This is a genomic window from Pseudomonas fluorescens group sp. PF-69 (assembly GCF_054481235.1).
Genome location: NZ_JBTMNC010000001.1, coordinates 2,222,506 through 2,235,124 on the forward strand (window position 1 = coordinate 2,222,506; position 12,619 = coordinate 2,235,124).

The following is a 12,619-nucleotide window of genomic DNA, read 5'->3' on the forward strand; positions in this document are numbered from 1 at the left end:
TCTGTCAGCGAGGCCAGCGTTTGGGCAGTTGTGCGGCATGTTCCAGTGCCTTGCGATACTCCGCGTCGAGCCGCGCCACCAACTGGTCAACGCTGGGTAAATCATCGATTCCCCCAACGCCCTGGCCTGCGGACCACACGGTTTTCCAGGCTTTGGCTTCATCGCTGATCGGCTTGAGCTTGGCGCCGAAGTTGACTTCGCCCTTGTTTTGCAGCGCAGCCATGTCAAACCCGGCGGCTTCCAGGCTCTGGCGCATGAAACTCGCCGGTACACCCGACACCGCAGGAGTATGAATGATGTCTGCCGCCCTGGATGTCAGCAGCATCTCCTTGTAGGCGTCAGGCGCATGACTTTCGGCAGTGCCGATAAAGCGTGTGCCGAAGTAGGCCAGGTCCGCACCGAGCAATTGGGCGGCGAGGATTTCGTGCCCGTGGTTCAGGCACCCGGCCAGCAGCAACGTTTTGTCGAAGAATTGTCGGATTTCGGCGATCAGCGAGAACGGGCTCCAGGTTCCGGCATGCCCACCGGCACCGGCGGCCACGGCAATCAATCCATCCACGCCGGCCTCGGCGGCTTTTTCGGCATGGCGGCGGGTCGTCACGTCATGGAACACCAGGCCGCCGTAACTGTGCACGGCGTCGACCACTTCTTTCACTGCTCCAAGGCTGGTGATCACGATCGGCACTTTGTGTTCGATGCAGATCGCCAGATCCGCCTGTAATCGCGGGTTGCTGTTGTGGACGATAAGGTTCACAGCGTACGGCGCGGGGCTCTCGAGCGCAGCGAGCCCGGCTTCGATCTCTTCCAGCCAGCCCTTGAAGCCGCTGCTCTCGCGCTGATTGAGCGCAGGAAAGCTGCCCACCACCCCGTTGCGGCAGCAGGCGAGCACCAGTTGCGGATTGGAAATCAGGAACATCGGCGCCACCACCACGGGTAGGCGCAGGCATTGTTCGAGCTGAGCGGGCAGCGACATGGGAAGTACCCCGGTGAGATGTGCCTGTTGGATTTAGAACGGCCGTACAACGACCAGAATGACGATAGCCAGCAATATCAGGACCGGCACTTCATTGAACCAGCGATAAAAGACATGGCTACGGGTGTTTTCGCCACGGGCAAATCGCTTCACTTGGGCGCCGCACATGTGGTGGTAGCCGATCAGCAGGACCACCAGGGTCAGTTTCGCGTGCATCCAGCCGCCCTGGCTGAAGTAGGCACCAGGGTTGAGGCTGATCAGCCAGCCGCCGAAAATCAGCGTCGCGATCATTGCCGGACCCATGATGCCGCGGTACAGCTTGCGCTCCATGAGGCTGAAGCGTTCCTTGCTGACGGTGTCCTCGCTTTGAGCGTGATAGACGAACAGGCGCGGCAGGTAAAACAGGCCGGCAAACCAGCATACGATGCTGATGATGTGAAAAGCTTTGAGCCACAGATAAAGCATTTTGGTCATTCCCAGATTCACGGTAGTCGGGATAGTAGAGGCTTGAGGCTCCATACGTCACCTTGCCGGTTGTCGCAGGCGCGCCAGCCCCCTATCATCGACGGCTTTCCAGTGGGTTCGTTGAGGGCAGGTTTATGGTCAAGGTCGGTATCGTCGGCGGCACGGGTTACACCGGTGTCGAACTGCTGCGTCTGTTGGCACAGCATCCGCAAGCTGAAGTGGTAGTCATCACTTCCCGATCCGAGGCCGGCCTGGCCGTGGCCGACCTGTACCCGAACCTGCGAGGCCATTACGACGGCCTGGCGTTCACCGTTCCGGACATCAAGACCCTGGGCGCCTGCGACGTGGTGTTCTTCGCCACGCCACACGGCGTTGCCCACGCTCTGGCGGGTGAGTTGCTGGCGGCGGGGACCAAGGTCATCGACCTGTCGGCTGACTTCCGTCTGCAGGATGCTGATGAATGGGCCAAGTGGTACGGCCAGCCGCACGGCGCACCAGAGTTGCTCGATGAGGCGGTGTATGGCCTGCCGGAAGTTAATCGCGAGCAGATCAAGAAGGCGCGACTGATCGCAGTGCCGGGTTGCTACCCGACTGCTACGCAATTGGGTTTCCTGCCGTTGCTTGAAGCTGGCCTGGCCGATGCATCGCGCCTGATCGCCGACTGCAAGTCCGGTGTCAGCGGTGCCGGTCGTGGCGCTGCTGTCGGTTCGTTGTACTCCGAGACATCGGAGAGCATGAAGGCCTATGCCGTCAAAGGCCACCGTCACTTGCCGGAAATCCGCCAGGGTCTGCGTCGTGCCGCAGGCAAGGATGTCGGCCTGACCTTTGTTCCGCATCTGACGCCGATGATCCGTGGCATTCATTCCACGCTGTACGCGACTGTCGTGGATCGCTCGGTGGATCTGCAGGCGCTGTTCGAAAAGCGTTATGCCAACGAACCGTTCGTCGACGTCATGCCCGCCGGAAGCCACCCGGAAACCCGCAGCGTGCGTGGTGCCAACGTCTGCCGCATTGCGGTACATCGGCCACAGGACGGTGATCTGGTGGTTGTGCTGTCGGTGATCGACAACCTGGTCAAAGGTGCGTCGGGTCAGGCGGTGCAGAACATGAATATCCTGTTCGGACTGGATGAGCGCCTTGGTCTGTCTCACGCTGGCATGTTGCCGTAAGGCTCTGTAGCGCCCAGTAAAAAGGCCCGTTGAGCGGGCCTTTTTTCATTCTGGGTCGGCGATTTGATTGGTTGATATACCCTAACAATAGTTGACCGCTTTTCTAGGAGAAGCGGATAATGCGCGTCATCACGCATTATGGCGGCGTAACGCCGGGAGATAGTCAGCATGAGCGTCGAATCCTTCACCCCCACGGCTTTGCAATTTACCCACGGTGCCGCGCACAAGGTGAAGAGCCTGGTCGATGAAGAGGGGAATGATCGCTTGAAGCTGCGCGTATTCGTTACGGGCGGCGGTTGTTCAGGTTTTCAGTACGGCTTCACCTTCGATGAAGAAGTGGCCGATGACGACACCATCGTCGAGCGCGAAGGTGTGAGTCTGGTGGTCGATCCGATGAGCTTCCAGTACCTGGCCGGGGCCGAGGTGGATTATCAGGAAGGTCTGGAAGGTTCGCGCTTCGTCATCAAGAACCCGAATGCAACCACAACCTGTGGCTGCGGCTCTTCGTTCTCGATCTGATCAGCACGCCTGCATCACTAAGCGCCGCATAGCCTCTGGGCTCTGCGGCGTTTTGCTGTCTGGCGTTTATGCGGGGTAGATCGCGCCCAATACACGCAAGCCGCGCGCACCGGTGACGCTAGGGCGATTGGCCGCGATGCCTTCGAGACAGCAGTGGGCCAGCCAGGCGAAGGCCATGGCTTCGACCCAGTCAGGGTCGACACCGTAAGCCGCAGTGCTGCTAACGGTTGCGCCTGGCAGCAGGCTGGCCAGCCGGCTCATCAGCGTGGTGTTATGCGCGCCACCCCCACAGACCAGCAGTTCCTGGGTGTCTGATTGGGCGTTTTGCAGGGATTCGACGATGGTCAGCGCAGTCAACTCAAGTAGTGTTGCCTGCACGTTCTCGGAAGCGAAGGTCGGCAACTGCGCCAGGTGATGCATCAGCCATGGCAGGTTGAAAACCTCCCGGCCGGTGCTTTTTGGTCCCTTGGTCAAGAAGAATGGGTCGCTAAGCAGCGCTTTTAACAGCACTGGCTCGACTTTTCCGCTGGCAGCCCATTGACCGTTGCGATCAAAGTTGTCGCCACGCTGCTGATGAATCCAGGCATCCAGCAGCACATTCCCCGGGCCGCAGTCGAAACCGGCGACAGGCTTACCCGGCTCGATCAGGCTGAGGTTGCTGAAGCCGCCGACGTTGAGCACGGCTCGGTTGCCGGTCCGCTCTTCAAACAAGGCTTCGTGGAAGGCAGGTACCAGGGGGGCGCCTTGCCCGCCTGCGGCCACATCGCGGCTGCGGAAATCACTGACCACGGTGATGTGGGTCAGCTCCGTCAGCAGGGCCGGATTACCGATCTGCACCGTAAAGCCTCTCGCCGGCTCGTGGCGAATGGTCTGGCCGTGACTGCCAATCGCTCGAATGTCTTCAGGTTTGAGTTGTTCTTGTGCCAGGAGGTCGTGAATGCCCTGCGCTGCGAGCGTCACCCAGTTCTGCTGGGCGATGGCGGAGCGGGCTATCTCATCGGGTCCGCTGGCGCACAGGCCAAGTAGCTCGGTGCGCAGGGTGTCGGGCATGGGTATGTAGCGCGTGGCGATCAGTCTGATCGCCTGGTTTTGCTCGATCAGCGCAATGTCCAGTCCATCAAGGCTGGTCCCGGACATCACGCCTATATAGAGCGGCATGGCTTAGCGCTTGCTCGAAGCCAGCATGGTGGCCTTTTCCTGCTCCATGCGCGCCATCAGAGGCTGGCTCTGTGCGAGGAAGCGGGCGCGTTCGGCCTTGGCGATTGGATCAGCCATTGGCAATTTCTGGCCCAGTGGATCGACGTGCACGCCATTGACCTGGAACTCGTAGTGCAAGTGCGGTCCAGTCGAGAGTCCGGTGGTGCCGATGTAGCCGATGACCTGACCCTGTTTGACGGTGCCACCGGTCTTCACGCCTTTGGCAAAGCCTTGCATGTGACCATAGAGCGTGGTGTAGGTGTTGCCGTGCTGGAGGACCACAGTATTGCCATAGCCGCCGCGGCGCCCTGCCAGCAATACCTTGCCATCACCGGCAGCCTTGATAGGAGTGCCACGTGGTGCTGCGTAGTCGACACCTTTGTGTGCGCGGATTTTGTTCAGGATCGGGTGCTTGCGGCCCATGGAAAACTTCGAGCTGATGCGAGCAAAGTCCACCGGGGTGCGGATGAATGCCTTGCGCATGCTGTTGCCTTCAGCAGTGTAGTAGCTGCTGTTGCCTTGTTTGTTGGTGTAACGCACTGCCGTGTAGGTTTTGCCGCGGTTTGTGAAGCGTGCGGACAGGATCGGACCGTTGCCGACGGCTTTGCCATTGACGACTTTCTGCTCGTAAATCACATCGAATTCATCGCCCTGGCGAATGTCCTGGGCGAAATCGACGTCATAACCAAACACGCTGGCCATGTCCATGGTCAGGCTGTGGGACAGGCCGGCACGAGCAGCGGACTGCGACAGCGAGCTGTTGATCACGCCATGAACGTAGGCGGAGCGGACGGTCGGCTTGGCGGTAATGCGATTGAACGTATAGCCCTTGTTGTTCTTGGTGAGGGTGATGGTTTCGAGGTCGCTGACCTTGCTGTGCAGGTTGGTCAGCTGGCCATCGGGGCTCAGTTCGAACTCCAGTTTCTGTCCGTGCTTGAGCTGACTGAACTGCTTGGCCTGCTTGTCGCTGGCCAGCACGTCATGTACCGAGGTGGCTGGAAGACCAACTTTCTCGAACAGCGTGGAGAGAGTGTCGCCTTTGGCGACGATCACTTCCCTGTGGTTGGGAGCCTTCTTTTCTTCGGCAGCCGGAGCGGGCGCGGATTGAGCGGTTTCCTGGGTGTCTTCAGCGCTGTTGTCGATCTGCGCGAATGGTGAAGCTGCTGGCTCATTTGTGGCTTGAACGGCGTCAGCAGCGTCTTGATCTTGTGTCAGTTGTTCAGCAGGACTTTCCAGTTCAAGACTCAGGGTCGTCTTTTTGGCTTCTACATCACTGGAAGGAAATACCAGAAGGGCCAGGCTCAGAAGGGCGGCGATGCCGCTCGCGGCGAGCAGGTGGGTCTTCGGGTAAAGCGGTGGCGCTTTAGACGATTCTGTGGTCATAAGTAATTTTGACTTTGAATAAAGATGAATTGGAAAAGATGAATGACATGATGAAGATGAAATAACTGTATAAAATATAACCAAATCATCTCTGAAGCAAGTCTGCGGAAGCTCTGTCCGTGGATTGGCGTCCGTGCGCCGGGCAAACTTTGTATTTGACGCGCGATCTTGTATGGTTGGGTCCCTTTGAATCTGAGCCTTGCGGGTCTGTTATGAAGTCGGTTGAAGAGCAGCTAGCGCTGATCAAACGTGGTGCGGAAGAACTGTTGGTCGAGTCCGAGCTGATTGAAAAGCTCAAGCGCGGCCAGCCGCTGCGCATTAAGGCAGGCTTCGATCCGACTGCACCGGATTTGCACCTGGGTCATACCGTGCTTATCAATAAGCTGCGCCAGTTTCAGGAGTTGGGTCACCAGGTGATCTTCCTGATTGGCGATTTCACCGGGATGATCGGTGATCCCAGCGGCAAGAGTGCTACGCGGCCCCCGCTGACCCGAGAGCAGGTCCTCGAAAACGCCGAGACCTACAAGACCCAGGTATTCAAGATTCTTGATCCGGCTAAAACCGAAGTGGCATTCAACTCCACCTGGATGGACAAGATGGGGCCGGCCGACTTCATTCGGCTGACTTCGCAGTACACCGTAGCTCGCATGCTTGAACGCGATGACTTCGATAAGCGATACACGACCAATCAGCCGATCGCCATTCACGAGTTCCTCTATCCATTGGTTCAGGGCTACGACTCTGTTGCCCTGCGCGCAGATGTCGAGCTGGGCGGTACCGATCAGAAGTTCAACCTGTTGATGGGGCGTGAGCTGCAGCGTGGTTATGGTCAGGAGGCTCAGTGCATTCTGACCATGCCATTGCTCGAGGGGCTGGATGGCGTGAAGAAGATGTCCAAGTCGCTGGGCAACTATGTCGGTATTCAGGAGGCGCCTGGTGTCATGTACGGCAAGCTCGTCTCCATTCCGGATGCGCTGATGTGGCGTTACTTCGAGCTGCTCAGTTTCCGTTCCATGGATGAGATCAATGCCTTCCGTGCTGATGTAGAGGCTGGCGCCAACCCGCGTGATATCAAGATCAAGCTGGCGGAAGAGATTGTTGCACGCTTCCATGGTGAGGAGGCTGCGGCCAACGCTCATCGCGCAGCTGGTAATCGTATGAAGGATGGCGAGCTGCCTGATGATCTGCCGGAGATTGAGTTGACCGCAACTGAGGATATGCCGATTGCTGCTGTCCTCAATAAAGCAGGGCTGGTGAAGAACTCGGCCGTCGCGCGGGATCTGCTCGGCTCCGGCGGCGTGCGTATCGATGGTGAGGTTGTTGATCGCACCTTTATATACGCGCTGGGTGCGACCCATGTTTGTCAGGCGGGAAAGAAGGCATTTGCGCGAATTACGCTCAAATCCGAATGAACCTGAAATAAAGGGTTGACGGCGAATTATAGAAGCCTATAATTCGCCCCACTTCCGGCGCAGTCGAAACGGAAAACTCCTTGGAATACAATGAGTTACGCAGTTTTCGGCAGCAAGTTGCTTCAGGTCATCGAAGCGCGAAGGAAGTTGAAAAAGAGGTGTTGACAGCAGCGAGTAACGCTGTAGAATTCGCCTCCCGCTGACGAGAGATCGAAGGCGCAAGTGGTTGAAGTTGTTAAGGAATCCTTGAAAACTTCTGAAAATAATCACTTGACAGCAAATGAGGCTGCTGTAGAATGCGCGCCTCGGTTGAGACGAAAGCTCTTAACCAACCGCTCTTTAACAACTGAATCAAGCAATTCGTGTGGGTGCTTGTGGAGTCAGACTGCTAGTCAACAGATTATCAGCATCACAAGTTACTCCGCGAGAAATCAAAGATGTAACCAACGATTGCTGAGCCAAGTTTAGGGTTTTCTCAAAACCCAAAGATGTTTGAACTGAAGAGTTTGATCATGGCTCAGATTGAACGCTGGCGGCAGGCCTAACACATGCAAGTCGAGCGGATGAAGAGAGCTTGCTCTCTGATTCAGCGGCGGACGGGTGAGTAATGCCTAGGAATCTGCCTGGTAGTGGGGGACAACGTTTCGAAAGGAACGCTAATACCGCATACGTCCTACGGGAGAAAGCAGGGGACCTTCGGGCCTTGCGCTATCAGATGAGCCTAGGTCGGATTAGCTAGTTGGTGAGGTAATGGCTCACCAAGGCGACGATCCGTAACTGGTCTGAGAGGATGATCAGTCACACTGGAACTGAGACACGGTCCAGACTCCTACGGGAGGCAGCAGTGGGGAATATTGGACAATGGGCGAAAGCCTGATCCAGCCATGCCGCGTGTGTGAAGAAGGTCTTCGGATTGTAAAGCACTTTAAGTTGGGAGGAAGGGCAGTAAATTAATACTTTGCTGTTTTGACGTTACCGACAGAATAAGCACCGGCTAACTCTGTGCCAGCAGCCGCGGTAATACAGAGGGTGCAAGCGTTAATCGGAATTACTGGGCGTAAAGCGCGCGTAGGTGGTTTGTTAAGTTGGATGTGAAAGCCCCGGGCTCAACCTGGGAACTGCATTCAAAACTGACAAGCTAGAGTATGGTAGAGGGTGGTGGAATTTCCTGTGTAGCGGTGAAATGCGTAGATATAGGAAGGAACACCAGTGGCGAAGGCGACCACCTGGACTGATACTGACACTGAGGTGCGAAAGCGTGGGGAGCAAACAGGATTAGATACCCTGGTAGTCCACGCCGTAAACGATGTCAACTAGCCGTTGGGAGCCTTGAGCTCTTAGTGGCGCAGCTAACGCATTAAGTTGACCGCCTGGGGAGTACGGCCGCAAGGTTAAAACTCAAATGAATTGACGGGGGCCCGCACAAGCGGTGGAGCATGTGGTTTAATTCGAAGCAACGCGAAGAACCTTACCAGGCCTTGACATCCAATGAACTTTCCAGAGATGGATTGGTGCCTTCGGGAACATTGAGACAGGTGCTGCATGGCTGTCGTCAGCTCGTGTCGTGAGATGTTGGGTTAAGTCCCGTAACGAGCGCAACCCTTGTCCTTAGTTACCAGCACGTCATGGTGGGCACTCTAAGGAGACTGCCGGTGACAAACCGGAGGAAGGTGGGGATGACGTCAAGTCATCATGGCCCTTACGGCCTGGGCTACACACGTGCTACAATGGTCGGTACAGAGGGTTGCCAAGCCGCGAGGTGGAGCTAATCCCATAAAACCGATCGTAGTCCGGATCGCAGTCTGCAACTCGACTGCGTGAAGTCGGAATCGCTAGTAATCGCGAATCAGAATGTCGCGGTGAATACGTTCCCGGGCCTTGTACACACCGCCCGTCACACCATGGGAGTGGGTTGCACCAGAAGTAGCTAGTCTAACCTTCGGGAGGACGGTTACCACGGTGTGATTCATGACTGGGGTGAAGTCGTAACAAGGTAGCCGTAGGGGAACCTGCGGCTGGATCACCTCCTTAATCGACGACTCAGCTGCTCCATAAGTTCCCACACGAATTGCTTGATTCATTGAAGAAGACGATAGAAGCAGCTTTAAGCTCCAAGCTGATAGCTCACGCTAACAGTTACGCGCTCGAAATTGGGTCTGTAGCTCAGTTGGTTAGAGCGCACCCCTGATAAGGGTGAGGTCGGCAGTTCGAATCTGCCCAGACCCACCAATTTTGTATGGGGCCATAGCTCAGCTGGGAGAGCGCCTGCCTTGCACGCAGGAGGTCAACGGTTCGATCCCGTTTGGCTCCACCATTAACTGCTTCGAAACGTTTGAGAGTTTAGAAATGAATATTCCGATGTGAATATTGATTTCTAGTCTTTTGACTAGATCGTTCTTTAAAAATTTGGGTATGTGATAGAAAGATAGACTGAACGTTACTTTCACTGGTAACGGATCAGGCTAAGGTAAAATTTGTGAGTTGCTCTTTGAGCAATGCGAATTTTCGGCGAATGTCGTCTTCACAGTATAACCAGATTGCTTGGGGTTATATGGTCAAGTGAAGAAGCGCATACGGTGGATGCCTTGGCAGTCAGAGGCGATGAAAGACGTGGTAGCCTGCGAAAAGCTTCGGGGAGTCGGCAAACAGACTTTGATCCGGAGATGTCTGAATGGGGGAACCCAGCCATCATAAGATGGTTATCTTAAGCTGAATACATAGGCTTAAGAGGCGAACCAGGGGAACTGAAACATCTAAGTACCCTGAGGAAAAGAAATCAACCGAGATTCCCTTAGTAGTGGCGAGCGAACGGGGACTAGCCCTTAAGTGGCTTTGAGATTAGCGGAACGCTCTGGAAAGTGCGGCCATAGTGGGTGATAGCCCTGTACGCGAAAATCTCTTGGTCATGAAATCGAGTAGGACGGAGCACGAGAAACTTTGTCTGAATATGGGGGGACCATCCTCCAAGGCTAAATACTACTGACTGACCGATAGTGAACTAGTACCGTGAGGGAAAGGCGAAAAGAACCCCGGAGAGGGGAGTGAAATAGATCCTGAAACCGTATGCGTACAAGCAGTGGGAGCAGACTTTGTTCTGTGACTGCGTACCTTTTGTATAATGGGTCAGCGACTTATTTTCAGTGGCGAGCTTAACCGAATAGGGGAGGCGTAGCGAAAGCGAGTCTTAATAGGGCGTCTAGTCGCTGGGAATAGACCCGAAACCGGGCGATCTATCCATGGGCAGGTTGAAGGTTAGGTAACACTGACTGGAGGACCGAACCGACTACCGTTGAAAAGTTAGCGGATGACCTGTGGATCGGAGTGAAAGGCTAATCAAGCTCGGAGATAGCTGGTTCTCCTCGAAAGCTATTTAGGTAGCGCCTCATGTATCACTGTAGGGGGTAGAGCACTGTTTCGGCTAGGGGGTCATCCCGACTTACCAAACCGATGCAAACTCCGAATACCTACAAGTGCCGAGCATGGGAGACACACGGCGGGTGCTAACGTCCGTCGTGAAAAGGGAAACAACCCAGACCGTCAGCTAAGGTCCCAAAGTTATGGTTAAGTGGGAAACGATGTGGGAAGGCTTAGACAGCTAGGAGGTTGGCTTAGAAGCAGCCACCCTTTAAAGAAAGCGTAATAGCTCACTAGTCGAGTCGGCCTGCGCGGAAGATGTAACGGGGCTCAAACCATACACCGAAGCTACGGGTATCACTTAGGTGATGCGGTAGAGGAGCGTTCTGTAAGCCTGTGAAGGTGAGTTGAGAAGCTTGCTGGAGGTATCAGAAGTGCGAATGCTGACATGAGTAACGACAATGGGTGTGAAAAACACCCACGCCGAAAGACCAAGGTTTCCTGCGCAACGTTAATCGACGCAGGGTTAGTCGGTCCCTAAGGCGAGGCTGAAAAGCGTAGTCGATGGAAAACAGGTTAATATTCCTGTACTTCTGGTTATTGCGATGGAGGGACGGAGAAGGCTAGGCCAGCTTGGCGTTGGTTGTCCAAGTTTAAGGTGGTAGGCTGAGATCTTAGGTAAATCCGGGATCTTAAGGCCGAGAGCTGATGACGAGTGTTCTTTTAGAACACGAAGTGGTTGATGCCATGCTTCCAAGAAAAGCTTCTAAGCTTCAGGTAACCAGGAACCGTACCCCAAACCGACACAGGTGGTTGGGTAGAGAATACCAAGGCGCTTGAGAGAACTCGGGTGAAGGAACTAGGCAAAATGGCACCGTAACTTCGGGAGAAGGTGCGCCGGTGAGGGTGAAGTACTTGCTACGTAAGCCCACGCCGGTCGAAGATACCAGGCCGCTGCGACTGTTTATTAAAAACACAGCACTCTGCAAACACGAAAGTGGACGTATAGGGTGTGACGCCTGCCCGGTGCCGGAAGGTTAATTGATGGGGTTAGCTAACGCGAAGCTCTTGATCGAAGCCCCGGTAAACGGCGGCCGTAACTATAACGGTCCTAAGGTAGCGAAATTCCTTGTCGGGTAAGTTCCGACCTGCACGAATGGCGTAACGATGGCGGCGCTGTCTCCACCCGAGACTCAGTGAAATTGAAATCGCTGTGAAGATGCAGTGTATCCGCGGCTAGACGGAAAGACCCCGTGAACCTTTACTATAGCTTTGCACTGGACTTTGAATTTGCTTGTGTAGGATAGGTGGGAGGCTTTGAAGCGTGGACGCCAGTTCGCGTGGAGCCATCCTTGAAATACCACCCTGGCAACTTTGAGGTTCTAACTCAGGTCCGTTATCCGGATCGAGGACAGTGTATGGTGGGTAGTTTGACTGGGGCGGTCTCCTCCTAAAGAGTAACGGAGGAGTACGAAGGTGCGCTCAGACCGGTCGGAAATCGGTCGTAGAGTATAAAGGCAAAAGCGCGCTTGACTGCGAGACAGACACGTCGAGCAGGTACGAAAGTAGGTCTTAGTGATCCGGTGGTTCTGTATGGAAGGGCCATCGCTCAACGGATAAAAGGTACTCCGGGGATAACAGGCTGATACCGCCCAAGAGTTCATATCGACGGCGGTGTTTGGCACCTCGATGTCGGCTCATCACATCCTGGGGCTGAAGCCGGTCCCAAGGGTATGGCTGTTCGCCATTTAAAGTGGTACGCGAGCTGGGTTTAGAACGTCGTGAGACAGTTCGGTCCCTATCTGCCGTGGACGTTTGAGATTTGAGAGGGGCTGCTCCTAGTACGAGAGGACCGGAGTGGACGAACCTCTGGTGTTCCGGTTGTCACGCCAGTGGCATTGCCGGGTAGCTATGTTCGGAATAGATAACCGCTGAAAGCATCTAAGCGGGAAACTAGCCTCAAGATGAGATCTCACTGGAACCTTGAGTTCCCTGAAGGGCCGTCGAAGACTACGACGTTGATAGGTTGGGTGTGTAAGCGCTGTGAGGCGTTGAGCTAACCAATACTAATTGCCCGTGAGGCTTGACCATATAACACCCAAGCAATTTGCATGCTCCTAAATAAAGAGCAAAGCCAGATTGCGGTG

General features: G+C 55.3%; 7 protein-coding genes, 2 tRNA genes and 2 rRNA genes. 7 read left to right on the forward strand and 4 right to left on the reverse strand.

Annotated elements, in window-relative coordinates; translation table 11 throughout:
* Window positions 1-4: 4 nt before the first annotated feature.
* Window positions 5-973, reverse strand: a complete 969-nt coding sequence (locus ACX3YF_RS10175) for an NAD(P)H-dependent flavin oxidoreductase (protein ID WP_130209544.1) — start codon at window positions 971-973, stop codon at window positions 5-7.
* A gap of 33 nt (window positions 974-1,006) precedes the next feature.
* Window positions 1,007-1,438 (reverse strand): protoporphyrinogen oxidase HemJ, encoded by a 432-nt coding sequence (hemJ, locus tag ACX3YF_RS10180; RefSeq protein WP_090466794.1) that lies wholly within the window; start codon window positions 1,436-1,438, stop codon window positions 1,007-1,009.
* Between the two features lie 134 nt (window positions 1,439-1,572).
* Between hemJ and argC the strand changes: the two genes are divergently transcribed.
* Together argC and erpA are read left to right on the forward strand one after the other, a co-directional pair.
* Window positions 1,573-2,607, forward strand: a complete 1,035-nt coding sequence (gene argC / locus ACX3YF_RS10185; RefSeq protein ID WP_047534080.1) for an N-acetyl-gamma-glutamyl-phosphate reductase — start codon at window positions 1,573-1,575, stop codon at window positions 2,605-2,607.
* A 168-nt stretch (window positions 2,608-2,775) separates the two neighbouring features.
* Window positions 2,776-3,126, forward strand: a complete 351-nt coding sequence (erpA, locus tag ACX3YF_RS10190; RefSeq protein ID WP_007906865.1) for an iron-sulfur cluster insertion protein ErpA — start codon at window positions 2,776-2,778, stop codon at window positions 3,124-3,126.
* A 66-nt stretch (window positions 3,127-3,192) separates the two neighbouring features.
* Here erpA and ACX3YF_RS10195 read toward each other — a convergent pair whose 3' ends face one another.
* On the reverse strand, window positions 3,193-4,284 hold the full coding sequence (locus ACX3YF_RS10195) for an anhydro-N-acetylmuramic acid kinase (RefSeq protein WP_458973704.1): 1,092 nt from the start codon (window positions 4,282-4,284) through the stop codon (window positions 3,193-3,195).
* A 3-nt stretch (window positions 4,285-4,287) separates the two neighbouring features.
* Window positions 4,288-5,706 carry a peptidoglycan DD-metalloendopeptidase family protein gene (locus ACX3YF_RS10200; protein WP_458944229.1) on the reverse strand — a complete coding sequence of 473 codons (1,419 nt, stop codon included), beginning with the start codon at window positions 5,704-5,706 and terminating at the stop codon, window positions 4,288-4,290.
* A gap of 212 nt (window positions 5,707-5,918) precedes the next feature.
* Here ACX3YF_RS10200 and tyrS point away from each other — a divergent pair, with 212 nt between their 5' ends.
* The 5 genes from tyrS to ACX3YF_RS10225 all read left to right on the forward strand — a co-directional run bounded on the left by tyrS (window position 5,919) and on the right by ACX3YF_RS10225 (window position 12,563).
* Window positions 5,919-7,118 carry a tyrosine--tRNA ligase gene (gene tyrS / locus ACX3YF_RS10205; RefSeq protein WP_130209536.1) on the forward strand — a complete coding sequence of 400 codons (1,200 nt, stop codon included), beginning with the start codon at window positions 5,919-5,921 and terminating at the stop codon, window positions 7,116-7,118.
* 494 nt (window positions 7,119-7,612) lie between these two features.
* Window positions 7,613-9,149 (forward strand): 16S ribosomal RNA (locus tag ACX3YF_RS10210).
* Window positions 9,150-9,270: 121 nt separating this feature from the next.
* Window positions 9,271-9,347, forward strand: a tRNA-Ile gene (locus ACX3YF_RS10215).
* 9 nt (window positions 9,348-9,356) lie between these two features.
* Window positions 9,357-9,432, forward strand: a tRNA-Ala gene (locus tag ACX3YF_RS10220).
* 239 nt (window positions 9,433-9,671) lie between these two features.
* Window positions 9,672-12,563 (forward strand): 23S ribosomal RNA (locus tag ACX3YF_RS10225).
* Together the 16S and 23S rRNA genes with 2 tRNA genes alongside form the textbook arrangement of a ribosomal RNA operon.
* The last annotated feature ends 56 nt before the right edge of the window (window positions 12,564-12,619 follow it).